The sequence below is a fragment of the Streptomyces sp. CNX435 genome, assembly GCF_059570575.1.
In genome coordinates this window covers 1-24372 of the sequence record NZ_JCANTA010000046.1, presented here as the reverse complement: position 1 = coordinate 24372, position 24372 = coordinate 1, and the positions used below count along the sequence as shown (strand labels likewise).

At 73.0% G+C, this 24372-nt stretch carries 22 protein-coding genes and 1 pseudogene; 13 read left to right on the top strand and 10 right to left on the bottom strand.

Features of this window, described 5'->3' with window-relative positions; translation table 11 throughout:
- A pseudogene (locus T328_RS35465) lies at positions 1–765 on the bottom strand (hypothetical protein); the annotation flags it as partial.
- Between the two features lie 658 nt (positions 766–1423).
- On the opposite strand from T328_RS35465, the gene T328_RS35460 reads away from it, so the two are divergent.
- Positions 1424–1588, top strand: coding sequence for a hypothetical protein (locus tag T328_RS35460; RefSeq protein ID WP_496500392.1), 165 nt, complete (start codon positions 1424–1426; stop codon positions 1586–1588).
- A 71-nt stretch (positions 1589–1659) separates the two neighbouring features.
- Positions 1660–4542 (top strand): AfsR/SARP family transcriptional regulator, encoded by a 2883-nt coding sequence (locus T328_RS35455; protein WP_496500391.1) that lies wholly within the window; start codon positions 1660–1662, stop codon positions 4540–4542.
- Between the two features lie 169 nt (positions 4543–4711).
- Here T328_RS35455 and T328_RS35450 read toward each other — a convergent pair whose 3' ends face one another.
- The 6 genes from T328_RS35450 to T328_RS35425 all read right to left on the bottom strand — a co-directional run bounded on the left by T328_RS35450 (position 4712) and on the right by T328_RS35425 (position 10627).
- Entirely contained in the window at positions 4712–6172 is a 1461-nt protein-coding gene (locus tag T328_RS35450) for a putative type IV secretion/conjugal transfer ATPase (RefSeq protein ID WP_496500390.1), read from the bottom strand.
- 31 nt (positions 6173–6203) lie between these two features.
- The gene (locus T328_RS35445) at positions 6204–7700 is read right to left on the bottom strand and encodes an SCO6880 family protein (RefSeq protein WP_496500389.1); all 1497 of its coding nucleotides are present in this window, start codon (positions 7698–7700) and stop codon (positions 6204–6206) included.
- Positions 7687–8955 carry a hypothetical protein gene (locus T328_RS35440; RefSeq protein WP_496500388.1) on the bottom strand — a complete coding sequence of 423 codons (1269 nt, stop codon included), beginning with the start codon at positions 8953–8955 and terminating at the stop codon, positions 7687–7689. The genes T328_RS35445 and T328_RS35440 overlap by 14 nt, the downstream gene beginning before the upstream one ends.
- Complete coding sequence (locus T328_RS35435) at positions 8955–9725, bottom strand: DUF8175 domain-containg protein (RefSeq protein WP_496500387.1); 771 nt, start codon at positions 9723–9725, stop codon at positions 8955–8957. The genes T328_RS35440 and T328_RS35435 overlap by 1 nt, the downstream gene beginning before the upstream one ends.
- Positions 9726–9808: 83 nt before the next feature.
- Positions 9809–10141, bottom strand: coding sequence for a hypothetical protein (locus T328_RS35430; protein WP_496500386.1), 333 nt, complete (start codon positions 10139–10141; stop codon positions 9809–9811).
- Positions 10142–10153: 12 nt separating this feature from the next.
- Positions 10154–10627 (bottom strand): DUF6668 family protein, encoded by a 474-nt coding sequence (locus tag T328_RS35425; RefSeq protein ID WP_496500385.1) that lies wholly within the window; start codon positions 10625–10627, stop codon positions 10154–10156.
- Between the two features lie 259 nt (positions 10628–10886).
- Here T328_RS35425 and T328_RS35420 point away from each other — a divergent pair, with 259 nt between their 5' ends.
- From T328_RS35420 to T328_RS35410, 3 genes are read left to right on the top strand one after another with little or no spacing between them, the layout of a single operon-like run.
- On the top strand, positions 10887–11945 hold the full coding sequence (locus tag T328_RS35420; protein WP_496500384.1) for a C40 family peptidase: 1059 nt from the start codon (positions 10887–10889) through the stop codon (positions 11943–11945).
- Positions 11942–12598 (top strand): hypothetical protein, encoded by a 657-nt coding sequence (locus T328_RS35415; protein ID WP_496500383.1) that lies wholly within the window; start codon positions 11942–11944, stop codon positions 12596–12598. The genes T328_RS35420 and T328_RS35415 overlap by 4 nt, the downstream gene beginning before the upstream one ends.
- A gap of 37 nt (positions 12599–12635) precedes the next feature.
- The gene (locus T328_RS35410; protein WP_496500382.1) at positions 12636–13637 is read left to right on the top strand and encodes a hypothetical protein; all 1002 of its coding nucleotides are present in this window, start codon (positions 12636–12638) and stop codon (positions 13635–13637) included.
- Positions 13638–13668: 31 nt separating this feature from the next.
- Here the strand turns inward: T328_RS35410 and T328_RS35405 are convergent, their stop codons facing one another.
- From T328_RS35405 to T328_RS35395, 3 genes are all read right to left on the bottom strand, one after another.
- The gene (locus tag T328_RS35405) at positions 13669–14256 is read right to left on the bottom strand and encodes a sigma-70 family RNA polymerase sigma factor (RefSeq protein ID WP_496500381.1); all 588 of its coding nucleotides are present in this window, start codon (positions 14254–14256) and stop codon (positions 13669–13671) included.
- A gap of 236 nt (positions 14257–14492) precedes the next feature.
- Positions 14493–15452, bottom strand: coding sequence for a hypothetical protein (locus T328_RS35400; RefSeq protein WP_496500380.1), 960 nt, complete (start codon positions 15450–15452; stop codon positions 14493–14495).
- Between the two features lie 23 nt (positions 15453–15475).
- A complete protein-coding gene (locus tag T328_RS35395) occupies positions 15476–16285 on the bottom strand; it encodes a transglycosylase SLT domain-containing protein (RefSeq protein ID WP_496500379.1) in 810 nt (269 codons plus the stop codon).
- A gap of 208 nt (positions 16286–16493) precedes the next feature.
- On the opposite strand from T328_RS35395, the gene T328_RS35390 reads away from it, so the two are divergent.
- From T328_RS35390 to T328_RS35355, 8 genes are all read left to right on the top strand, one after another.
- Positions 16494–17222 (top strand): DUF6668 family protein, encoded by a 729-nt coding sequence (locus T328_RS35390; protein WP_496500378.1) that lies wholly within the window; start codon positions 16494–16496, stop codon positions 17220–17222.
- Positions 17219–17557: a hypothetical protein gene (locus T328_RS35385; protein ID WP_496500377.1), complete on the top strand. Its 339-nt coding sequence runs from the start codon at positions 17219–17221 to the stop codon at positions 17555–17557. The genes T328_RS35390 and T328_RS35385 overlap by 4 nt, the downstream gene beginning before the upstream one ends.
- Positions 17558–17598: 41 nt before the next feature.
- A complete protein-coding gene (locus tag T328_RS35380) occupies positions 17599–17925 on the top strand; it encodes a hypothetical protein (protein ID WP_496500376.1) in 327 nt (108 codons plus the stop codon).
- A gap of 27 nt (positions 17926–17952) precedes the next feature.
- Complete coding sequence (locus tag T328_RS35375) at positions 17953–18732, top strand: DUF8175 domain-containg protein (RefSeq protein ID WP_496500375.1); 780 nt, start codon at positions 17953–17955, stop codon at positions 18730–18732.
- A 1-nt stretch (position 18733) separates the two neighbouring features.
- Positions 18734–20053, top strand: coding sequence for a hypothetical protein (locus tag T328_RS35370; RefSeq protein WP_496500374.1), 1320 nt, complete (start codon positions 18734–18736; stop codon positions 20051–20053).
- A 61-nt stretch (positions 20054–20114) separates the two neighbouring features.
- Positions 20115–21611 carry an SCO6880 family protein gene (locus tag T328_RS35365; protein ID WP_496500373.1) on the top strand — a complete coding sequence of 499 codons (1497 nt, stop codon included), beginning with the start codon at positions 20115–20117 and terminating at the stop codon, positions 21609–21611.
- A 113-nt stretch (positions 21612–21724) separates the two neighbouring features.
- Entirely contained in the window at positions 21725–23179 is a 1455-nt protein-coding gene (locus T328_RS35360) for a putative type IV secretion/conjugal transfer ATPase (protein WP_496500393.1), read from the top strand.
- On the top strand, positions 23176–24372 hold a 1197-nt coding region (locus T328_RS35355), incomplete at its 3' end, for a type IV secretory system conjugative DNA transfer family protein (RefSeq protein WP_496500372.1). The genes T328_RS35360 and T328_RS35355, both read left to right, overlap by 4 nt.

The following is a 24372-nucleotide window of genomic DNA, read 5'->3' as shown; positions in this document are numbered from 1 at the left end:
CTGCGTCGTCGGCCTCCCGTCCGGCTCCTGGGCGGTCCCGGCGGACTGGTTCAGCGGGTCGCCGCCTCCCGAGCTGCCCAGCGCTATCAGCGGTATGAGGATGACGGCCGCCACCGCGACACCCGCCGCCCCCACGAACGCGCGCCGCTTGAGCAACCCGGGCGGGCGGTACTCGTCGTCGGACTGGCTCCGCTGCCCCCGGCGGCCGAATCCCCGGCCGACGTCCTCGTCGGGGTCCGGGCCGGGAGCGGGAGGGGACGCAAGTGCCGGTACGGGCTGCGGCTGCAGGCCCGGCTCGTCGCCTACGTCGTCTACGTCGCCCACGTCGGAGAGGTCGGGGGCCTCGGCGTCGAGGCCGGGAGGAGCGGGATACCCGCCGGATCCGGCGGACCCGGGCACCCCGTCCGCGTCCGCCTCCTGCCCGTGCTGCTCCAGCAGCCTGCTGGAACCGTCCGGCGCCACCTCGACAACCGCGACGTAACCCGCGGCCGGATCCGAAATCGTCGCGGTCACCGCGGAGTCCCGGCTCCGGGCATAGCCGTGCAGGGTGTCGAGGATCGCGACGTCCACCGGCTCCTCTCCCACCACCGGCATCGGCACCCCGTCGATCTCGACGCACCCGTCATCGGAAATGATCACCGCGATCGGAGGCAACGGCTCACCCGGCTCCCCACCGGACGCCGCCTTGCCCAGTCCCACCGCCTCCCCGGGTCCGGCAGGCCCGCTCTCCCCGCCCGGCTCGTCCGGCTCTTCACCCACGCTCATGACCACCCCTTTCCTCGCGCTTCTCCCGGCCTGGCCGACCGCGCAAAACTGACCCAAGTCCGACATGGTCGGTCAAGCGGCCCGCTCACGGATACGACGTCACAACGGTCCTCGCACACCGCAACGGGCCCCACCGGCAAACAGTTCAGCCCTTCGGCGAACAGCGGTGAACCGTCTCCTCACGCCAGCCGTTGCCTACTGCGACGGCGGTCCCCGGGGTTCCCCTCGAACCTCGCGGTGGTCGCCCGGCCCTGTCGGCCCACAGGACGGCGAGTGCGGTCGGCAGGGCACTCCCCCCTCTCCCCCTCTCTGCGAGGCGGTGCCGGAGCGGTTGGCCCCTCTGCCATGGTGAGCTGCACATTCCGCATGCGGTAATCTCAATCCGGCTCCCCAACCATCCCCGGCGCGGAGTCTCGTGTGTCGCCCCGGGCGACGCGACTCCCGCGGCCCGGCAGCACGTGACGGCCGAGAAGGGAACGACGAGATGAGCACGCGACGCAAGCCGCCGACGGGCTTCACAGACCGGGTGTCCCGGCTGCGGGACACTGCGCGAGAACAGCCGTAGCAGCTCGGGTCGCCCGTGAACGCGGATGACGATTCCCGGACGTGTGTGAGGGCGGACCCCCGAGGGCGCCCGGCCGGCGGGAACCTGGCGGGTATGGACGCTGTCATCGAGGCCGCCGGAGCGCGGCGGCACCCACTCCGCATGCTCACGCCGGCCGCCTGCGCGGCACTGACGCCGGTCCGTTCCACGTTCGCGATCGCCAGGGGCATGACGGTCAGCAAGGCGATCGCGCTGAAGAGCGCTTGGGCGGATTCATGAACGCAGCCATTGAGGGGTCTTTGCGGTTTTCGGTGTTGGGGCCGGTTCGTGCGTGGTGCGGTGAGCGTGAGGTGGCGCTGGGCTCGCCGCAGCAGCGTGTGGTGCTGGCGGCGCTGTTGCTGCGGCGCGGGCGGTCGGTCACGGTCGCCGAACTCATCGATGCCGTGTGGGGTGATGAGCCGCCGTCCGCCGCGCTGTCGGTGCTACGTACCTATGCGTCGCGGCTGCGTAAGGTGCTGGAACCCGGGCGGGATGCCGGTGCTTCCCCGCAGGTGATCGTCTCGACCGCGGACGGATACGTGGCCCGTGTTGCGGAACGTGCCCTGGACCTGGGCGTGTTCGAGCAGCGGGTCGCGGAGGCGAAGCGGCTGCGCGATGCCGGCCGGGCGCCGGCCGCGGCGGAGATGCTGCGCGCCGCCCTGGAGGGGTGGCAGGGTGTGCCGCTGGCCGGGCTGCCCGGGCCGCTGGCCGAGGCCGAGCGTTCCCGGCTGGCGGAGCTGCGGCTCACCGCGTTGGAGACCCGGATGGAGGTCGATGTCCAGCTCGGGCGGCACAGCGAGGTGATCGCCGAGCTGGGCGTGCTGACCGGTGAGCACCCGCTGCGCGAGCAGCTGTGCCAGCTGTTGATGCTGGCGCTGTACCGGTCCGGGCGGCGGGCCGAGGCGCTGGCGGCGTACCGCAGGACGCGCGGCACTCTGGTGGCCGAACTCGGCATCGACCCCGGCGCGTCGCTGCAGGAGCTGCACCACCGCATCCTGACCGCCGACGCCTCCCTGCACCCTCCCTCCGTACGGCAAGAGGTCGGCGAAGAGGAGGAGGAAGAGGCCGAGGCGGGAGTGTTTCCGGCCGCCGGGCAGCCGGCTCGCCCGGCGCAGTTGCCCTCCGACCTGGTCAGCTTCACCGGCCGACATGCCGAACTGGCGCAGACGGAGGCCGTGTTGCCCGATGAGGAGGAGCATCTGGCCACGGTGGTGATCACGGCGATCGGCGGCATGGCGGGTATCGGGAAGACCGCCCTTGCCGTGCACTGGGCGCACCGGATCGCCCACCGTTATCCGGACGGGCAGCTGTACATCAACCTGCGCGGCTTCGATCCGACGGGGTCTGCGGTGCCGCCGGCGGAGGCGGTGCGTATCTTCCTGGACGCGCTGGGGGTTCCCGCGCAGCGCGTACCGGCGGCGGTGGAGGCGCAGGTGGCGCTGTACCGCAGCCTGCTGGCGACCCGGCGGATGCTCATCGTGCTGGACAACGCCCGCGACAGCGAGCAGGTCCTGCCGCTGCTGCCGGGTGCCCCCGGCTGTCTGGTCATCATCACCAGCCGCAGCCAGCTCACCCGCCTGATCGCCGACGGAGCGTATGCGCTGACGCTGAATCCGCTGACGCCCACTGAGGCGCACGGTCTTCTGGTGCGTCGTATCGGCGCCGCGCGGCTGGCGGCGGAACCCGAGGCGGTGAAGGAGATCATCACGCGCTGCGCCCGGTTGCCGCTGGCCCTGGCCATCGTGGCCGCGAGGGCGGCCACCAACCCCGGGTTCCCGTTGCAGGCGATCGCCAAGGAGCTGCGTGACAACCGGGGCAGTCTCGACGCCTTCGCCGGCGGTGATCTCAACACGGACGTACGGGCGGTGTTCTCCTCTTCCTACGAGGCGCTGTCGGTGCCGGCCGCCCGGTTGTTCCGCCTGCTGGGTCTGCATGCGGGGCCTGATGTCTCCGCGCCGGCCGCGGCGGCCCTGGCGGGGCTGCCCGTCCGCGAGGCCCGCGGCCTGCTCACCGAGCTGACCCGCGCTCACCTGCTCATCGAGCACACACCGGGCCGCTACACCCTGCACGACCTGCTGCGGGTCTACGCCACCGAGCGCGTACAGGCGCAGGAGACGCAGGAGGAGCGGGACCGGGCGGTGGAGCGGCTGCTGTCCTGGTACCTGCACACCGCCGACGCCGCCTACCCCCACCTCACCCCGCGCCGCTGGCGGGTGCCCATGGCCCCACCGCCGCCCGGCTGCCACCCGCTGGCGTTCACCGCGTACGACCAGGCGCTGGAGTGGTGCGAGACCGAACGCGCCAACCTGGTCGCCGCGGTGCACCAGGCCGTGGCGACCGGCCGGTCGGGCATGGCGTGGCGGCTGACCTCGGCGCTGTGGGGTTTCTTCTATCTGCGCAGCCACCTCCACGACTGGCTGGACGTCGTCACGATTTCCCTGGACGCCGTCCACGACGGCGACGAGCGGGAGGGCCAGGCGTGGAGCCACGGCGACATGGCCGCCGCCCTGTGCTCGACTGACAAGTTCGACGAAGCCGTCACCCACCTGCGCCGGTCGATGACCCTCTGGCGAGAACTCGGGGACACCCGGGGCGAAACCCGGGCGCTGTCCAACCTGGGCCACACCTACCTCCAGGCGGGCCGGCCCGACGAGGCCGTCGAGTACTGCGGCCGGGCCCTGGCACTCCACCGGGCCAGCGGCGACTCCTGGGGCCAGGGCATCGCCCTGGCCAACCTCGGCGACGCCTACCGGCGGCTCGACCGGTTCGACGAGGCCGTCGACTGCCTGGAGCAGGCGCTGACCGTCCTGCGCGCCAGCAACAACCGCTGGGTCGAAGGCGTCACGCTCGACGTCCTCGGCACCCTTCAGCAACGGCTCCACCGCCACGACGACGCGATCGAGCACTACCACCGGGCGCTCAAGGCGCACCGGGACGTCGGCAACCGCGCGGGCGAGGGCCAGACCCTGTACCACCTCGGCGACGTCCAGCTGGCCGCGGGCGAACCGGAGGCGGCCCGCACCAGTTGGCGGCAGGCTCTTGCGATCTTGAAGGAGTTCGACCATCCGGACGCCGCGGAGATCCGGGGGAGGCTCCGCAGCCTGGACGAACGCGAGCCGGGCGCGGCGCCGGATCCCGCCGCCGGCCCGGAGGGGGCTCCGCGCCCCACGGACACGACCACGACTCGGCCGTGACGCCCGGGCAAGGGGACCGGACCCGACACTGCGGGGGGCGGCCGGGTCCGGTCCCGGCTGGCAGGTCCGCCGGTGGCAGACGGCCTTGCCAACTCCACGGAAAAAGGCGCCAAGCGGTTCAATCGGCATGAGAACACGGCATGAGAACGCGGCATGAGGACAGGTCCACCTACTTGTTCCACCGCTTGTTGGTGTCGTTGACCTCCAGCTCCGCCGCCGTCAGGTCGACGTGCAGGGGGATTCCGGGGCGGCTGCCCACCTTGATCAGGAAGTTGCCGAGACCCGGCGGGTCGGCACGGCGGCTGTGCGTGCCGTCCCACGCGGGTGGGGTGGACCAGTCGACCAGCAGGCGCTTCTCCGCCTCGGTCAGCTCCACGACCTGCCCGAGCTGCGGCATCTCCGCCGGCGGCAGGCCCGCGCAGATCACCATGCCCGCCCGTTCCACGAAGCCCTTCGCCTTGGTGCGGTCCTCCGCCGTGGGCAGGGCGAGGAGATCGTCGATGCTGTGGGTGATCATGGCCAGGCCCACGCCGCGCTGCCGGTCGAGACGGGTGAGGGCGTTGACGCGGTCGACCAGGCCCCGGCCCGCCTGGAGGACGCGCCACAGCTCGTCCATGACCAGGAAGTAGTTGCGCTGCGGCTCCAGACCGGCGTCCGCGAGCGCGTGTGCCGCGGAGACCGCGCCGAAGCCGTACGACCAGCAGGACAGCAGCGCCGCCGCCTGGAGCAGGACCTCGCCGTCGTCGATGCCGCTGACGTCGAAGCAGACCGGGCGGTCCAGCTTCATCGCCTCCGTCGTCGGGCGGGCGAACGTGCCGCCCAGGCGGCCGTCGCCGAGCATGGCGGTGAGCGACGCCTCCAGGTTCTCGGTGATGTCCCGGTAGCGGTTGATGTCGCCGCGGTCCAGCGCGACGGAACGCACCGTTTCCGGCGCGTCCTTGATGACCTGCACGAGGTCGCCGAGTACGGGGACGCGCCCCTTCGCGTGCCGGTCGTCCAGGACGTTCAGTGCCGCCGAGAGGATCGTCTCCTCGCGGTCGGTCGGCGGCTCCGTGCGCAGGATGGTCACCAGCGCGGAGACCATGTGCAGGCGGCGGCCGTGGATGTCGGCGAGCAGGCGGTGGCGTGCGTCGCCGGTCAGGCGGGCCGCGGCCTGGACCGACTCGCCGGGGTCGAGGACGTTGAGGTTGCCGCGGCCCCGGCCGAGGCTGATGACCTGGCCGCCGATCGCGCGGATCAGGTCGACGTAGTCGGGCTTGAGGTCGCCGAAGATCAGCGGGTGGACGCCGTAGCCGGACAGGCCGAGGGCCATGCGCCGTACGGCGGTCGACTTGCCGAGGCCCGGCCGGCCCAGCACGAACATCGACGGGTTGGCCAGCAGGTTCGTACGGGTGAACCATGACACCGGGTCGCAGCACACCGTGGCGCCCGAGTCGAGGTCACGGCCCAGCGGCACCCCGACCATCGGGGTGCCGGCTCCGGCGCCGAACGGCCAGAGGCCGCAGACCTGTACGGACGTGCCGCGCCACTCGGGTGCGGGATCGACGTAGCCGACCGTGCCGCCGCCGGGTCCCGGCCAGCCCCGGGCGCTGGGGCGCGGCTCGCGGGGTTCCCTGGTCTTACGTGCCATCGAAACTCTCCTCTGCTTCTTCCTCGTCCCGCTACACCGCGTCGCGTACGGTCTGCGGCACGGCCGTGTGCAGCGGCAGCACCAGCCCCAGCGGCAGCGCCGCCGCGAACGCCGCCGCCTGGGAGCCGTAGACGGGCCGCACCGCGATGCGGGCGGCGGGTGCCAGGTTGTCCACGGCCGCGGCGGCGTTCGCCAGTTCCCCGGCGGAGCTGACCGTCGCGGTGATCAGCAGGCCGAAGCGGATCACCCCGTGCCCCTGGGCCTGTTCCTCGGTGGTCCGGCGTGCCGAGGTGACCTCCGCGTCGTCGCGGGCCTGCCCGACCTGCGACTGCTGGGCGTTGAACAGGGCGTTCTTGTAGTCCTGTTGGACGACGCGGGCGCCCTCGGCGCGGGTGTGCGGGCGGTAGAGGAGGGTGACCCGCTTGCGGGCGATGTCGCGGTTGGGCTGGACCAGGCCGGTCAGGACGTTGGAGAACACCTCGCCCTGCGGGGCCTCGGTCATGGCCCAGGTCACGCTGAACGCGCCGTCGTGCCGGTAGTGGTCCCAGGACTCCTGGGCCGCCATGGGGCCGGCCTGATCCCAGGTCAGCCCCGTGCCGCCGGTGGCCCGTGCCTCCTCCACCAAGGGCGCGACGGTCGGGTCGTACGCGACGCGCACCGACTCGGCGAGTTCGGTCGCGGTCATCGGTACGGCCGTGCCGGCGCCGGTCATGGACAGCCCGGCGGTGAGGCCGGGCAGGCGGGTGCCGATGTGCACCGCCATGTCCTCGGCGGTGCGGCGGGGAGTGCCGGGGCGGGCCGCGCCGGAGTACGTCAGGGCGATGCGCGTGGTGATCTGCGCGGAACCGGCGGGGTAGGCGGCCAGGACTTCACCCAGCATCGCCCTGGCGAGGCCGGGGGCGTCGGCGACGGCGGCGTCGATCTCGTGCTGAAGCCGGATTCCGGAGTCGGGGGCGCTCTCCACGGTGACGCTCGCGGCGACGAGGCCCGGTTCGGCGCCCAGGGCGGACAGCCACTGGCCCCAGTGGGCCACCCACGTGTCGACCTGCTGCTCGTCGACGAGGGCGCCGCCGTCCGCGTCGCAGGCGATGACGGCGGTGTGGTGCCCGGTCGCCGGGATCGTGATCACGGCGAACGGGCGCCCGTAGCCGTCCCGCGCCTCCGTCAGCCTGGACTCGGCGGCCAGGCCGGGCAGTCGGCAGGTGCCGTAGCCGGCCCGGCCGAGCGGGCCCGAGCGGTAGTGGTGGCCGCCGGAGGAGGAGGTGCGCCACCACGCCAGCCGGACCGCGCCGCGCTGCATCAGCGTGCGGCCGTGCCGGTCCTTCACCGCGAGCGGGGCCATGAGCACCACCAGACCGACCGCCACGGCCAGCGCGATCCAGAGGGAGATCAGCGTGAGCAGCACCACGACGGCCAGCCCGGAGAACAGCAGCAGGGTCGCCCCCAGGGACAGACCGCGCAGGCCGGAGGTGCGGGGTTTGCGGAAGTTGCCGTAGGTGCGGGGGGTGGGCGCTTCAGTGGCTGCCACGGTGCTCCTCCTGCTGGTCGTCGGTGGGCCGGCGGGACGGCACGGGCACGGGCTCCGGCTCCTCCCGCTCGTACGGGCGCGTCTGCTCGGTGTCGTCCGGATCCCCCGGGCGGGCGGGGTCCTTGGCGGTGCGCTCGGCGTCCGGCGCCCCGGCGGGCCGCTCCGCGCCCCGGGCGGCGGGGCCCGCCCCCGCGGCGTTGCGCGCTCCGCCGCTCGATCCGCCGGGGGCGACGGCGGCGCCCGACACCGACCGGCCGGCGGCCAGGCTCCGCAGGTGCGGTACGGACAGCGCCCCGGTGGCCGCGGTCGCACCACCGCCCGCGGGGGACGCCCCGGCGGCGCGGCCCGTTCCCGAGAGCGCCGCCTGCGCGACCGGGGCGGCGAACCGCATCAGCGCGGGCAGGGTGAGGCAGGCGAGGACGATCAGCACCACCCCGGAGACCATGGAGACGACCTCGTTCTCCTGCCGCCGGCCGGTCATCGCGAACGCCGCGGCGTAGATCACGGCAGCCGCCGGCTTGTACAGCACGAAGGCGATCAGCCAGCCGGCGAACCTGCGGAACATGACCCGGCCGCCGGCGGTGCCGCTGACCGCCGCCGCCAGCGGCAGCGTGCCGGTGAGGATCACCAGCATGGCCAGGCGCACGATCATCAGCGCGATCTGCGCCACGCTGCCGGCGAGCACCAGAATGGCCATGGTCAGGACGAGGAACGAGGAGTCCGTGCCGCCGAGGGCCAGCATCGCCGAGGTGCGTTTGTCGAACTCGGCGACGCACTCGGCCACCGGCTCCCCGGCGGCGCTGATCTGCCGGCAGCCGGTGGACCTGTCGATGATCCAGACGCTGAACTTGTCTCCCGCCGCGGTCAGCAGATTGACGGTGGCGACCCCGGCCGAGGAGACCACCACCAGGTTGAGCACCCCCTGAAGGGCTTGCCGGGCGGGCTCGCCGCGCCGCTGCCAGGCGAGGTGCCCCGCGGCGACCAGCAGGCACAGCACGGCCGCGAACGAGGTGAGCCACAGCGTGGAGCCGCGCAGGAACGCCACCGGGCCGCCGTCGTCGCTCAGGTCCGGACCGCCCAGATCCATCCAGGCGCTGCCGAGCGCCTTGACCGTCGTACTCGCCGCCTGCGCGGCGCTCTCGGCGATGTCGTCGAACGCACTGCCACCGAGGTCCTGCGGTGCCGTACCGGCCCCGTCGCCGACGCAGTAGCCGCCGACCGTCGGGGACACGAAGCCGAAGTCACAGCCCGCCATCACACGCCTCCCCATGCGGTGTAGCCGGCGAGCGAGTCGACCGGGGTGGGGGCCGCGGGTTCTGCCGGGTACTCCAGCTTCCAGTCGCCGTCCTGCCACAGCATCGTCGTGGTGGCGGCCTGCATGCGGCCGTCCGGGAACCGCCACACGGTCTGGATCACCGCCGCGGTGTCGCGGTACGTGACGAACCTGAACCCGGCGATCTGCCCGTGGGCGCCGTCCTCCGCGTCCGGGGGCGCGGTCTCCTCCGCCGCGGACCGGTCCTCGATGTAGGTGTCACGGCCCGCGCCGACGGTCTGCGCGAGAGTCACCTCCCGCCAGTCGTCGGCGGCCAGGTAGCGGACGCTGATCTGGCTGCTGGCCAGCAGGGCGCCGACGGGCGTGCGCGCGTAGCAGCGCGCCACGTCCGCGCCGGCCACGGCGGGCCCGGCCGTCTTCGAGGAGGGGAGGGCGACGGCGCGATACAGGGTCCAGGTCACCCCGTCGGGAGCGGAGACGGGTGTGTCCTGCTGCTCGTCGGCCAACTCGGGGCAGGGGGAGCCGTCGTCGGCGGGCGCGGACCCCGGCGGACCGGCCGTCGCGGCGCGGGACGACTCCGCGGCGGCCGGTCCGCCGGGGTCCGCGTCGGTGCCGGAGTTGTCCGGGCCGATGGCGACCACGGCGCCGATGACGGCGACGAAGCCGATGAACGCGGCGGCGAGGACGAAGCCGCCGCGCAGCCACGGACTGCGCGGCTCATCGGCCGCGGCGCGGCTGCCGGGCTCTGTCATGGTCGCTTCCCCATTCTCGGTGGTCTCACTTCAGGTGACTGCGTGGTCAGTTGACCGGGGGCCCAGGCCCGAAGGCCGTCTCGTCACACGAGCGCGCCGACGATGCCCGAGGCGGAGCCGACGAGCACGCACGCGCCCAGGACGAAGCCGAGCCCCCTGGCGTGCTCACGGCCGCCGCCCCGGGAGTGGTCGACCGTCATGCGTGCGGCGACGCCGAAGATGCCCGCGACGCACAGGGCGGTGACGGACCAGGCCACCCACTTCAGGACCTTCAGCAGGTCATCGGCCCCGGGCGGCGCCTCGCCCTCGCCCACGTCCGGCACGCCCGAGGGCTGCGGTGAGGCGGCGGCGAGGTGGCCGAGATGGGTGACGTACGTGGAGACGTCCGACAGGACGGCCGCCGGCAGACTGGACAACGCGGTTCCCCTCTACACGGGTCGGGTGAGTCGGGCCAGGTCGCGCGTCAGCGGCGCGCACTCCCTGGGCAGGTGCGACAGGGGTGGCTCGCCGAGCCGCCAGGGCTCCACCCACGGGATCTCCCACATCCGGGGCACCGCGCCGGAGACCAGCCGCACCAGGTTCTGGAGGACCTTGGGGCGGCGGCCGGGGACGTCGGCGACGACGACGAGGCCGAGCAGGTCGATGCCGGTGACCATGCCCGAGGCCCACTGCTGCGCGGCGTTCCGCGCGGCCTCCAGGCCGTGCGCGCTGGTGCGGGCGACCAGCACGACCGGCTCGGTCCGTACGGACGCGGGCCAGGCGCGGTCCGCATCCCGGCCGCCGGGCACGGCCCGCTCCAGCGTGCTGACCCCCGCGCCGCCGTGCACGCCCAGCCACCACCAGGCGCGATTGTCGCCGAGTCGGGGCGGAGCGACGGGCAGCGCCTGCTCGGGCGGGGGCACTCCGGCCCCCTGGGGGGCGGCCGGGCCGGTGAGGTCCGTCGGGGCGCCCTGAACCGATCGCCGCGGTTTCCCGTTTATGCCCCCTGAAGGCCGCGGGCGCGGCAACCAGGGATTGGCAGCCCACCCATCCCCTGCCACGAAATCACCTTCTTCTGCTGACGCAACGGCCCAAGTATATGCATAAGTTATCAATACTGCACAAGCAGTAAGTTCTCAACAAGTCAGGCAGATAGGGCAAGTTGCGTTGGGGGGGTTGGACATGAGCGGTCTCACCGCTCGGGCGAGATCGGCGATGCTGGTGGCGGGCTGCACCGTCCTGGGGCTGCTCGGTTCCGTGGTCGGCTTGTCCGTGCTGGGCGGAGCCGTGGAGCGGCAACCAGGCCAGGGTGCAGCGCCCACGGGGTTCGCCACCACCCTCGACGCCGGCCGCGTCCCCGACGAGTTCGTGCCGTGGATCGAACGCGCCAGCACGCAGTGCGCGGAGGTCAGTGCTCCGCTGCTGGCCGCGCAGATCAACGCGGAGTCCGGCTGGAATCCCGACGCGGTCAGCCCCGCCAGCGCCCAGGGGCTGAGCCAGTTCATCCCCGGCACCTGGGAGACGTGGGGCGTGGACGCGGCGAGCAAGGACGGCAGTGCCCAACCGGACGGCGTCGCCGACCCGTTCACCCCGGGCGACGCCATCATGACCCAGGCCCGCTACGACTGCTGGCTCGCCGGCAAGGTCGAGGAGCTGGCCCTCGGCGGCGACACCACACGGCTGCTGCTCGCCGCGTACAACGCCGGCCCCGGTGCGGTCGAGGAGTACGGCGGCGTGCCGCCGTACCCGGAGACCCAGGGCTACGTCGCCGCGATCATCGAGTCGATGGCCGACTTCACGGGCGGCGCGCCGGCCGAGAGCGGCGGCGCGTTCGGCGACCGGGTGGTGGCCCACGCGAAGGAGTGGCTCGGCACCCCGTACTCGTGGGGCGGCGGAGGTCCCGAGGGCCCGTCCCGCGGGTTCGCGCAGGGCGCGGGCACGGTCGGGTTCGACTGCTCCAGCTTCGTCCAGTACGCGGTCTACCACGCCAGCGGCGGTCGCGTACTGCTGCCGCGGGTCTCCCAGCTCCAGGTCACCGAGGGCGAGCCGGTGCCGCGTGCGGACATGCGCCCCGGTGACGTCATCGGGTTCAAGATGCACGGCAGCTACGACCACATCGGCATCTACCTCGGCGGCGGGCAGCTCATCCACGCGCCGAAGACCGGCGACGTGGTCAAGATCAGCAACCTCGACGAGCCCTACTACGACGGCGTACCCCAGAATGTGAGGCGCTTCGGATGACTCCCTCCGGCACGCGCGGTGCCACCGCGGCGGCTGCGATGGCACTCGCCGCGGTCCTCACCGCGGCGGGGTGCGGTTCCGGTACCGACGGCGCGCGGCAGGGACCCGCGACGCCCTCGGCTCCCGCCGCGACCGGCACCGGCCCGTACCCGACCCCGTCCGACGCCGCCGAGGCCGCGCCGCTGCCCGCGGGCTCGGGGGGTACGCCCAAGGGAGGCGTCCCCAAGCCGGACGACGTCGACCAGGCCGACGCCGACGTGGTCAGCAAGGGCGCGCTCACGGTGATGAGGACGTTCGACACCACGGTCGACCGCGGCCCGTCCGACGCCGAGGCGCGGGCCGCGAGCGCGGGCTGGCTGACCGACGCGTACGCGGCGCGCCTGAGCGAGCACCGCCCTCGCGCGGCCCCCGGCGCCCCGTGGCAGGAGTGGGCCGGTCACCGTGCCTACACCACCGTCGCGTTGCAGAAGGCCGAGGACGCCGCCAAGCCCGCCGACACCGACACCGAGGCGTGGCGCCAGTGGGCCGTCACCACCACTCCCCGCGGGCGCGACGGGTGGACGGGCGAGCCCGCCACCGTCCCGGCGTACGTGCAGCTCACGCGCAAGGCAGCCGGTGAAGCGTGGCGGGTCGACGACATCTTCTTCCAGTAGCCGGACCCGCACAGCGACACCGCCGGAGGAATCCTTCATGCATACGACACGCGAGTCGACCGAGTCGACCGAGACCGAGTCCACCGAGTCCACGGACGTGCCCTCGTGGCCGGTCTACGCCCTCACCGTGCACGACGACGGACGCATCACCGCCTCCGGTCCGCTGGTGCCCGTCGCCGGGCATCCCACCCGCGCCGCGGCCGTCGCCGAGGTGGCCGCCGCTGCCGGCCGGCTCGGCCGTGCGGTGCGGGCCGAGGCCACCGAGGCGGACGGCACCGTGTGGCACCTGGTGATCTCGCCCGACGGAACGGTGGGGGAGCTGCCGGGCGGTGCACCACGCGGCAAGGCGCCGAGCGGACGGCGTGCCAGAACGTCCAGGAAACGCGACGACCGGCCTCCTGCCGGCGCGCAGCCTGAGTCCGGCGCGTACGCCGAGTCCCTGGCCCAGGTCACGGAACACCTGAAGGCGGGCCGTATCGACGAGGCCGCCGCACTCGCCGCGCGGCTTGACGAGCAGGCTTCCGGCAGCCTCGGGGTGTCCGACTCCGACGCGCTGCGCATCCGCGAGGTCCGGGCCCGCGTCACGGCGGTGGCCGGGGACGCCGTCGGCAGCCTGAAGCTGTTCCGCGACATCGCCGAGCGATGGCACTACCGGGGGGAGGGCGAGCGAGCGGAGGCCGCGGCGACCCGCGCGGAGACTCTCTGGATGGGGATCACGGACGTGGACACCGCGTTGTCCGCCGGGGACGCCATGGTCCGCCTGCGCAACCAGCTTCCGGGCGAGACGGGAGAGGCGCTCGCCGCCGTACTGGAACACCAGGCGAGGCTGACCGCGGCCCGCGACGAGGGCGGACCGCAGCAGCAGCACCGGCCCGCCGCACCGGCGCCCTCCGCACCGGCATCCCCAGCACCGGCGCCCTCCGCGGTGGACTCTCCCGCGGCGACGCCGGCCACGGCGGACCCGGCCGGCACGGTGCAGCGGCGGCGTCCGACGCGCTCCTGGGAGCGGCCGGCGCAGGACATCCGGGCGGCGACATGACGCGACATCACACGCCCGGGACAGGCCCGGGTCACGCCGCGGACGAGTACGCCCAGGCCGGTTTCCCGCCGACCTCCCCGTCGGCGGTTTCCACGATGCCCAGGGCCATGCGCAACGCCCGCACCGCGTGGTACAGGCGCGACTTGACGGTGCCCGGCGGGATGCCGAGCACGAGGGCCGCCTCACGCGTCGACCTGCCGGTGTAGTACGTCTCGTACAGCACCTCCCGGTGCTTGGGCGACAGCGCCCGGAACGCGTCCTTGAGGAGCATCGAGGACAGCACCCGGTCGATGTCGTCGCTTTTCGCCAGCAAGTCGTCCAGCCAGGCGGTGCCGTCGACCTCCCGGGGCCGGGCCATGCGCAGCCGGTAGTCGTCGACGACGAGATTGCGGGCCACCCGGAACAGCCACGGCCGCAGCGGCTCGTCGCCCTCCAGGTCCTGAGTCCGCCAGCAGCGCAGCAGGGCCTCCTGCACCACGTCCTCGGCCTTGTGGCGATCGCCTCCCAGCAGTCGCAGCACGTAGCTGTGCAGCGGCCCGGCCTGTTCTTCGTACAGCGTGCGCAGCGCTCGTTCCCGGGCGGTGACAGATCCCGTGGAACCCATGACGGTCCAGCTCAAGGTCGCACTCCTTCACTCCGTGACCTCGTGAGGTGGAGGTCGGGGACCGTGGTCAGTGGTCCCGCTGCGCGGAGTTTTGCGACCCGTGTTCCACACCGCCTTGACGACCGGTTTACGACGCGGCCGGCCCGCAACCGGCGCGGCCCGCCGAAGCCGGGTGCCGCGCACCGGTGCGGCGCCGGTTCCGCACCCCGGCACGCCCGCCGTCGCCGGCCGTTGACCTGCGCCTTTCGCTCTCAGGCCGCCCCGGTCCCGCGGGTGGCCGCCGCGGTGGCGAGGGCGTGCATACGGCGATTGACGAGGTGCGGCAGTTCGGTGTCTTGCGCTGTCGGGCCGTCCTGTGCGGCGAGCGTGGACCACACGTCGAGCAGCGCCCCGCCCTGCTCGACGGCGGACGGCACGTCGTCGATCTGCCACCACGCGGCGACCGCACGCCTCAGCTCCTCGTGGGCCCGGGGATCGCCCAACCGGTGGCGGATCCGGGCGAGTTCGAGGCCGGTGGCCGTGGCGAAGCGGTGGTTCCCGCTCTGGTCGGCGACGAACGCCTCCAGGGCGCGCGCTTCGACGGTGTGAGGGTGCTCGGCGCCGAAGGTGCGCACGGCGTGCTGCCGCAGCCGGAACGCGACCGCCGCCGCCCGCTCCGGCGCTCCGTTGTCCAGGGAGTCGGTGACGAGTTGGGCGAGTTCGGCGAGTTCGGCGGGGACGTGCGCCGGGAGCGGCATGGTGCCGCCGGCGGGCCGCGGCGCGTCGTCGGTCCGCGGCCCGGCGGCGGGCCGGGGCTCGGCGGCGGGCAGAGGCTCGGGAGACGGCCGTTCGGCCGCCGACGTCCCGGGCGGCGAATCCGCGGCCAGGGGCCGGGGTTCCGGCTTGGGCGCCTCGTCGTGTTCTTCCTGGCCCAGGATCCGGCTGGATCCGTCGGGGGCGACCTCGACATGGGTGATCGCGCCCTCGTTCCGGTCGAGGATCGCCGCCTCGACCGGCTCGCCCCGGGCCTGCGCGTGGCGCTGCATCGCGTCGAGCACCGCGGCGTGGACCGGTTCGCCGTCGGGAACGCGGAGGGGCTCGCCGTCGACGAGCGCGCTGCCGTCGCGGCGGATCAGCACCGCGAGGGGGGTCGGCGGCCACTGCAGCGTGCCGTCGTATGCATCGCGTACGTCGTGGTCCTGCCGGTTCTGGCGGCTCCGTCTGCCGAACACGTGCTGGCTCCTTGCTGTGCGGGTCAGAATCCGTCCGGGATGTCCCCGGGCTCGGAGGGGAACGGCGACGGCGATGGGTAGGTCTCCCCGTCCGGGGGTTTCTCGACGCCGGCGTACAAGGGGAACAAGGACCTGATGCCGTAGACGTAACCGTTCGTCTCGGAGCCCTCCGGGATTCCCTTCGCGTCCTTGATCACATCGAGGCCCACGTCGTACGCGGCCAGGGCCAGGTCGAGGGGATCCCCCTCGACCTGACCGTTGTCGAGCAGCACGCCGATCTCCTCGGCCAGCGAGCACATGTACTTGCCCTGCGCCGCGATCGAGTCCTCGGGGTCCATGGCCGAGGACTCGTCGTCGTCGTCCGCGTCCCCGCCGAACTCGTCGAACTTGTCCGGGGGGAGCTGGGAGAGGCCCTCTTCCCCATTGGGGCCGAGCAGCTTCTCGTTCCACCCGGACTCGAACTGGATCTGTGCGGCGATGACGATGGGGCCGATCTCGGTGCACTCCCGCCCGGCGTCCCGGACCTCCGTCACCCAGGCGACGGGCACGGTGGGGGAGTACAGCTCCTGCTTCCCGTTGCCCTCGACGACCAGCGAGATCTTGTCGTCGCCCCCTCCGTCTCCGTCTCCGCCTCCGCCTCCGCAGACGGGGAAGATCTTGCAGAAGATCACGAGGGGCCAAAAGGTCTTCGCAATGCCAAGCAGGAGAAACGTCGCGATCGGGAAGAGGATGATGAAAATGATGAAACTGACGCATCCCAGGCCCGTCGTGGCGGTGCCGAAGATCAGCAGGAGAGTCACCGGGTCGGAGCTTTTCCCTTCGTCCTCGGCCATGGCGGTCGCCTCCTCTTCGCTCGATGCTCGCTCGGCTGCACGACACGGATCCCGGCGTCCTTGAACCGCGCCGCCACTTTTCCCGTGGTGGGCGGTGCGACGGATCACCGCGAGCCCGCATGCCGCAACGGACACGGCGGCTCATCAGTTCAAAGCCGATCCGCGCAGTACGCGAAGCGAACGAAGAAGCCAGGGAAGGGGGAGGCACATGGGCGTCCCTTCGGCGCCGTCCGCCGGCTCCCAGATGTGGGTCCGCGGACCGACCACGCAACCGGACGACCCGCTGCCGGCCGGGCCCGCGCCGGCGCCGACCACGCGGACTCCGGCGGCGATTCCGCAAGCGTCGGCGCCGACCGCGCCGATTCCGCGGGTCCCGGCGCCGACCGCGCCGATCCCGCGGGTCCCGGCGCGGACCGCGCCCGCCACGTCATCGGGGCGCTCGGCGCCGGGCACCGCGTTCTGGCCCGCGGAACCGGCCGAACGCAGGCCGTCGCGGTCCCAGAACCATCAGGTCACCTGGGTCAGCGCGCACGGCGGCGCCGGCGCGAGCACGCTCGCGCGGGCGCTCGGCGGCGCGGACGTGGGCCGCCGGTGGCCCGACCGGGCCGAGGGCGAGCCCGGCCGGATACTGCTCGTCGCGCGCACCCATGCCGCGGGCATCCGGGCGGCGTCCCAGACGCTGAACGCGCTGCGCATGGCGGAGCACCCGGCGGGGGTGGAACTCCTTGCCGTCGTGCTCGTCGCCGACGCGCCGGGGCGGCTGCCGCGCGAACTCGGCCAGCGCGTACGCGTCCTGCGCTCGGCGGCCGAGGTTCGCCGCATTCCCTGGATCCCGGCCTGGCGCACCGGCCAGGAGATCGAGCGGCCGCCGAGGGAAGTGCGCGCGCTGGCCGCACTCGTCTCGGCGCCGGCCGGGCATGCGGGAAGGCTGCGATGAACCCGCTGGACTCCCGCACGCTGGCGGAGCCGGTCGATCCCGACGAGTTCAAGCCCGGCGCGGACTGCGAGGCCAACCCGGAGTGCCAGTTCGACCCGGTCGCCGCCGGAGCGGGCGACCTGCTCGGCCTCCTCGCGTGGTGCGTAACGGCCTGCGCCGTCGCGGGGCTGCTCATCCTCGGTATTCAGCTTGCCTTTCAGTTTCGCCGTGGCGAACCGGGCGAGGGCGCGCACATATACCGGGGGGGCGTCATCGTGATGGGCGCCTGCATCCTCGGATCCACCGCGGGGCCGCTCATCGAATTCGTGGTGGATCCCTATCTCGTCAACAAATAGCAGTACTTCGTCCCCGACTCACCCTCACACCGGAGAAAACCATGAAGACCATCCTGTCTGCCGCCTACAGGGACGGCCACCGCTACCTCGCCCAGGAGGGCACGAATGAGGTCCCCGAAGTGACGCGGGATGCCCCGACGGAGCTTTCCGACGCGGTCGGCACGGTGCTGGGCATCGCCGCCTGGGCCGGCACCGCCGCCGGCGTGGTGGGCATCATCGTCACCGGAGTCATGATGGCCGTGTCGATGAAGCGCGGCGAGGGCTCCGAGCACATGAGCCGCCTGGGCATGGTTCTGGGCGGCTGCATCCTGGTGGCCACGGCCGGCCCCATCGTCACGTTCTTCTTCGGTGACCAGGAGGAGAGCTAGGCGCCGGGTGCGGGAGAAGGCATCGACGTGTTCGGCCCCTGGAAACGCAAAAAGGCCCCGCCTGACGGGCCTTTCTACAAACAGCGCGGCTGGATCAACTCCGCCGCCCTCCTGGGCTTCCTGGTGGTCATTTCGATCGTGGGAATCCTGACGAGCGACCCGAGCGGGCGGGACGCCGATGCCGCGGCGGAAGGCCGGGGCCCGTTGGACGGCCTCGTCGGCCCGCTTTCCCCCGGCGATCCGCAGCAGGTCCGGCAGGGGCCGGACGGGCGGCCGGAAGGCTGCGTCACCGACGACCGGGACACCGCCCAGCCGACCGCCGCACCACAGGACGCCGAGTGGAAGAAACTCGGCGACCTCACGGTGCCCACCTCACCGTCCGCCGGGCCCCTGCGGTTCGACGCGGGCGTGTGGTGGTGCTTTGCCCGCACGCCCCTGGGAGCGGTGATGGCGGCGCACGTCATTCCGGTCGAGTTGAACGGCACCGCCTGGCGCACCGTGGCCGAACAGCAGGTCGTGCCCGGCGAGCCACGTGACACGTTCGTCCGCGAACGGGAGGCGGCCGAGGGGACGGATCCGGGGAACAGCGCCGTCCCGCGATTCGCGGGCTTCTCCCTGACGTCGTACTCGGGCGACGCCGCGAACGTGCGGCTGCTCGTTGCGGACGGCCTCGGCGGCCACGTGTCGATGTCGGTGAACGTGCGCTGGCGAGACGGTGACTGGAAGGTGGCTCCCCAGGCCGACGGGGACGCCTATTCGCCGGGGACACAGGCGACGCCCGACGGTTTCGTCAGTTGGGGAGCGTGACATGGCACAACATGACCTGGAACACCTCGCGCAGTCGGACGACTACGACATCGGCGACAAGTGCACAGGCAGCATCGACTTCTTCAAGCTGATCTTCGGTGACCCCGTCGACGAGATGATGGAGGCCATCGGGCAGATCGCGATGCGCGGCGCCTTGGAGATCTTCCAGGGAATCGGCAACCCCAGGACGGTGGACCCGGATTCGGCGGAGACGATCACCAGCGAAATACGGTGGCTGATCATCTATCTCGCGATCGGATCACTCCTTTTCGCCGCCGCCAAGATGGCTCTGGACCGGCGCGCCGAATCGGGCACGATGGCGATGAAGGGCCTGCTGCGCGTCGTCGTGGTCAGTGCGGCGGCGACCACCGTGATCGTCGCGTTCGCCGACCTCATGAGCACGTACTCCGACTACCTCTTCGCCAAGGCTCTCTCGCAATTGCTGCGAGGCATCGACTGCTCGGGCGTCCACCCCATGCTGATGCTGATCATCGGGTGTCTCCTGATCATCGCCGGCATCATCCACACGATCCTGCTGTACATCCGGCTCGGCGTGATGATCATCCTGATGGGCACGCTCCCCCTCGCCGCCGCCGCGTCCATGACGGAATGGGGCGGCTCGTGGTGGCGCAAGCACCTCGGCTGGATGGTCGCCTGGCTGCTGTACAAGCCCCTGATCGGTCTCATCTTCTATTCGGGCGCCGTCATGATCTACGACACGAACGAGGAACGACAGGCCGACGTGCAGATCGCGGGCATGGGCGTGCTGCTGCTGTCGGGCATCGCCCTGCCGGCGCTGATGAGGGTGATCGTCCCGGCGACGGCCGCCCTCGGCGGCGACTCGGTCGGCCAGCAGACCATGGGCGTCATGGGAGGCGCCGCCTCCGGTGCGAAGTCGCTCGCCGAGGCGGGCGGCAAGGGTGCCACGGGTGCCATAGCCGGCGGCGCGGCCGGAGCTGCCTCCGGCGCCGCCAAGGGCGCCGCCGGCGCCGCGGCCAGCGGCGCGGGCGGCGGCGGGGGCGGCGGTGAAGGCGGCGGCTCCGGAGGGGGCGGCGGAGGCGGCGGCTCCAAGGGCGGCTCTGGAGGCGGTGGCTCCGGTGGCGGCTCTGAAGGCGGTGGCCCCTCGGGCGCCTCTGGAGGCGGCGGCGGCTCCGAAGGCGGAGGCGGCGGCGGGTCAGGTCGCCAGATGGCCGCCAAGGGCGTCGGCGCCGGCATCACCGCCGCGATCGGAGTGGCGTCCTTCGTGGCGCAGCGGGCCAAGGGCAGCGCGGATGTCGCCAGGAGCGGGATCGAGGGCGCCAACCAGGACGACGGGCGCTGAACCGCTGCCCCGCTGAACTGCCGCCCACCATCCCCGACCGAGAGGGAGAACAGGTACCACCATGTCCACCCAAGTCGCCCACGTCGACCCCACCTACGGCAACTGGCGCCGGCCGCGGCGGCCCGGCCTGGGGCCGTTCGGGCTCCTCGGCACCGTCGGGCTGTTCGGCGGGATCATCATCGATCTGCTGGCCTCGCTGGTCTCGCTGACGTTCACGCTGGCGCTCGTCGTACTCCAGGCGTTCATCCTGCTGCCGCTCGCCGTGCGCACCCAGGACGGGCGCAACGCGTACCAGCTCCTCGCGATGCGCATCGGCTGGTACCAGCGCAAGGCCAAGGGCGTCACCACCTACGTCTCCGGCCCGCTGTCCCCGCGGCCGGGCGGCAACTACCGCCCGCCGGGGCTGCTCAGCCGGGTCAAAGTCCTGGAGGGCAGGGACGCCTACGACCAGCCGTTCGGCGTGGTGCACCACCGCAGCCGCAACCTGTACACCATCGTGCTGGGCTGCGACCCGGACGGTGGCTCCCTCGTCGACCCCGACCAGATCGACAACTGGGTGGCGGCATGGGGCCACTGGCTGGCCCGGCTCTCCAGCGAGCCGGGTCTGCGCGGAGCCTCCGTGGTGGTGGAGACCGCCCCGGACACGGGGACCCGGCTGGCCGCCGAGGTGCTGCCGCGCATCAGCCCGGACGCCCCGCCGGCGGCACGGGCCGTGATGGAGGAGGTCGTCGAGCGGTACCCGGCCGCGTCGTCGGAGATGCACACCTACCTCGCGCTGACCTACGGGGCGCCCCCCGGGCAGCGGCGCGGTACCGACGACGTCGTCGCCGACCTCGCCACCCGCATCCCCGGCCTGCTGGCGGGAGTGGTCAGCGCCGGCGGCGGGCCCGCCACCCCGTTGTCGGCCGAGCGCATCGCCGAGGTCGTCCGGGTGGCGTACGACCCGGCCGTGGCGGGGGACGTCCTGGAGGCCCGCGCCGTCGACGGCGGCACCGGTCTGGAGTGGGAGGACGCGGGTCCCGCGGCGGCCGTCGAAACGGCCACCTCGTACCAGCACGACTCGGGGGTGTCGCGGACCTGGATGCTCACCCTCGCGCCGCGCGGCACGGTACGCGCCCAGGTGCTGCGCGGACTGCTGGAAGACGCGCCCGGCACCCGGCGTAAGCGGGTGGCGCTGCTGTACCGGCCGATCGACCCGGCGACCTCGGCGCGCATCGTCGAAGCCGACCGGCGGGCCGCGCAGTTCATGGCCACCTCCAAGCGCGGCCTGGTGCAGGCGCGCGCCGCCAGCGAGGTACGCGCCGCCGAGCAGACGGCGGTGGAGGAGGCGACCGGGGCCGGCCTGGTGGAGTTCTCGCTGATGGTCACGATCACGGTGGACAGCGAGGCCGAGGTGGCGGACGCGACCACGACCGTGCGCAACCTGCTGGCCGGGGCACGGCTGTCGATGCGCCCGGCCGACCGGATGCAGGCGGCGGCGTTCAGCTGCACGCTGCCGACCGGGATCCTGCCGTGGGAGTACACGCTGGTGCCGCGCGAGATGAAGGAAGCGCTGTGAAGTCCGAGACGAAGAAGGCCAGGGCGGCGAACACGAGGACGCCCGCCAGAACCCGAACCGACCCGCCCAGCCCGCGCGGCTGGCCCGGGCCCGGCGGCGGCCAGGTCGCCAACGTGGACCCACCGACGATGTGGCGCGCCACCACCGTGCAGGCCTGCGGGCTGTGGCCGTTCGCGGCGGGCTCCGGCGCGCCCATGATCGGCGTACCGCTGGGCCAGCACCTGTTCACCGGCGCCACCGTGTGCGGCGACCCGCTGTCGTGGTTCACCCGCGCCCAGTACATCTCCAACCCCTCGCTGTTCATGCTCGGCATGCCGGGCCTGGGCAAGTCCACCCTGGTCAACCGCATGCTCATCGGGCTGGCCGCGACAGGCGTGGTCCCGCTGGTGCTCGGCGACCTGAAGCCCGACTACGCCGACACCGTGCGCGCCCTGGGCGGCCAGGTCCTGTCCATCGGGCGCGGGGTGGGCGGCATCAACGTCCTCGACCCCGGCGCCATGGGCGCCGCCGCGAAGCGCATCGGCGGCGAGGCCGGGCGGACGCTGGCCATCGAGACGCACGGCCGCGTCCTGAACATGGTCGCCGCGCTCATCACCATCGTGCGCGACCACGCCATCGACGACCACGAGCAGTCGGTGCTCTCCGCGGCGCTGCACCACCTGCGCGAGCGCACGCCGCCGGGCCGCCAGCCCCTCCTGCCGGACCTGCTGCGGATCCTCGCCGAAGGCCCCGACCGGGTACGGGCGGTGACCCTGGACCGCGGGGACGACAGCCGCTACCGCGACGCCGTGGACCCGCTGCACCGCTCGCTGCTGGGCGTGCTGGACGGGCCGCTCGGGGACACGTTCGGCGCTGAGACCTCGACCCGTATCGACCTGGACGCCCCCGCCGTGTGCGTGGACATCTCCCGGATCGGGGAGGCGGACACGCAGCTCACCGCGGCGGCGATGCTGGCGGCCTGGTCCGACGGACTGGGCACGGTGGCCGCCTCGCACGCGCTGGCGGACGCCGGGCTGCGGCCGCGGCGCTGGTTCTTCACCGTGCTCGACGAGCTGTGGCGCCCGCTGCGCGCGGCCTCCGGCATCGTGGACCGCATCGACGCCCTGACCCGGCTGAACCGTACCCTCGGCCTGGGCGACGCCAAGATCACCCACACTCTCAAGGACGCCGAGGCGCTGGGCACCGACGCCGACCGGGTCAAGGCACGCGGCTTCGTCGAACGCGCCGGCATGGTGGTGTGCGCGGGGCTGCCGCGCCAGGAGATGGAGGAGCTGGGCCGGGTCGTCGGCCTGTCCCGGCGGGAGATCGAGCTGGTCTCCTCCTGGTCCTCGCCCCCGGGCTGGGCCGCGCGCGGGGACAACGCGGAGCCGCCCGGCCGCGGCCGGTTCCTGATCAAGGTCGGTGGCCGGCCCGGCATCCCGATCCAGGTCGCCATCACCGACACCGAGCGGCACCTGCACGACACCAACAAGCGCTGGGCACCGAACAAGCCGGTCGCCACGAGCGCGTCGGGGCGCGTCCCCGACCTCTCCAAGCAGCCGGCGGCGGCCGGGAGGCGTACCGGATGAGCGGGGGCGCATCAAACGGCAAGTCGTACGGCAGCGAGCTGATGCCCTGGGCCGTCGTCATGGTGACGGGCGTGGGCGCGGTGGTGTTCGGCGGCATGTGGCTCGGGGGGTCCCTGGGTGCCGTGCTGACCGGGGCGGGCTGGGATCCCCCGCCGTTCACCATGGCGACGTTCACCACCCTGCTCTCCGACGGTCCGGCGACGCTCTGGCCGGACGCGTCACCGGCCGCGGTGACCGGCGGCATCGCCCTGGTCTTCGGCCTGGCCGGCGCCGCCGGGGTACTGGCCGTGCACCGGGTGATCCGGTTCACGAACCGGTCCAAGGGCCTGGCCGGGAAGCGGGACCTGGCGGCGCTGTGCCCGGACGGCATCGCGAAGCGCGCCCGCGAGCTGCGCCCCTCGCTCAAAGGCCGGGGCGACCTGCACCCGGACGAGACGGGCAACCTGCTCGGCGAACTCGACCCGAGCGGCCCGGTGCTGCGCTCCTCGTTCGAGGACGTGGAGCTGGACCTGATGGCCCCGCGCGCCGGCAAGTCCACCGGCATCGCCGTCCCGCGCGTACTCCGTGCCCAGGGAGCGGTGCTGCTGACCTCCAACAAGTCCGACGTGTACGCCGTCACGCGGGCCGAACGCGAGAAGGCCGGCCGGGTGTGGACGTTCGACCCGCAGGGCATCGCCCATGCCCCGCGCGCGATGTGGTGGGACATCCTCTCCGACTGCCACACCATGGAAGGCGCGCGCCGCCTGGCGGGCCACTTCGTCGCCTCCGTCAACGACGACCAGTCGAAGAAGGACTTCTGGATCTCCGCGGCCCAGAACACCCTCACCGCCCTGTTCCTCGCCGCCGCCCGCGGCCGGGCCACCCTCCACGACCTGCTGGCCTGGCTCGCCGACCCCGCCGACCGCACCCCGGTCGACCTGCTGCGGGACTCCGGCCTGACCGCTATGGCCGAGCAGTTGCAGGGGACGGTCCGGGGTGCGGTGGAGACCCGCGACGGCATCTACGAAACCGCCCGGCAGTGCGTGGCCTGCCTGCTCGATCCGGAGATCGCGGCCTGGGTGATGCCCGATCCACAGCTTCCGCAGTTCAATCCGCACGAGCACGCACTGGGCCGGGACACCCTGTATCTGCTGTCGAAGGACGGCGGCGGCTCGGCCGCGGGCGTGATCGCGGGCCTTGCCGACGCGACGATG

Bases quoted from the DNA above. Each gene is read 5' to 3' on its own strand.
- T328_RS35460 (WP_496500392.1), top strand. From the start codon at position 1,424: ATGGACGCTGTCATCGAGGCCGCCGGAGCGCGGCGGCACCCACTCCGC.
- T328_RS35450 (WP_496500390.1), bottom strand. From the start codon at position 6,172: ATGGCACGTAAGACCAGGGAACCCCGCGAGCCGCGCCCCAGCGCCCGG.
- T328_RS35440 (WP_496500388.1), bottom strand. From the start codon at position 8,955: ATGGCGGGCTGTGACTTCGGCTTCGTGTCCCCGACGGTCGGCGGCTAC.
- T328_RS35435 (WP_496500387.1), bottom strand. From the start codon at position 9,725: ATGACAGAGCCCGGCAGCCGCGCCGCGGCCGATGAGCCGCGCAGTCCG.
- T328_RS35420 (WP_496500384.1), top strand. From the start codon at position 10,887: ATGAGCGGTCTCACCGCTCGGGCGAGATCGGCGATGCTGGTGGCGGGC.
- T328_RS35415 (WP_496500383.1), top strand. From the start codon at position 11,942: ATGACTCCCTCCGGCACGCGCGGTGCCACCGCGGCGGCTGCGATGGCA.
- T328_RS35410 (WP_496500382.1), top strand. From the start codon at position 12,636: ATGCATACGACACGCGAGTCGACCGAGTCGACCGAGACCGAGTCCACC.
- T328_RS35395 (WP_496500379.1), bottom strand. From the start codon at position 16,285: ATGGCCGAGGACGAAGGGAAAAGCTCCGACCCGGTGACTCTCCTGCTG.
- T328_RS35390 (WP_496500378.1), top strand. From the start codon at position 16,494: ATGGGCGTCCCTTCGGCGCCGTCCGCCGGCTCCCAGATGTGGGTCCGC.
- T328_RS35385 (WP_496500377.1), top strand. From the start codon at position 17,219: ATGAACCCGCTGGACTCCCGCACGCTGGCGGAGCCGGTCGATCCCGAC.
- T328_RS35380 (WP_496500376.1), top strand. From the start codon at position 17,599: ATGAAGACCATCCTGTCTGCCGCCTACAGGGACGGCCACCGCTACCTC.
- T328_RS35370 (WP_496500374.1), top strand. From the start codon at position 18,734: ATGGCACAACATGACCTGGAACACCTCGCGCAGTCGGACGACTACGAC.
- T328_RS35365 (WP_496500373.1), top strand. From the start codon at position 20,115: ATGTCCACCCAAGTCGCCCACGTCGACCCCACCTACGGCAACTGGCGC.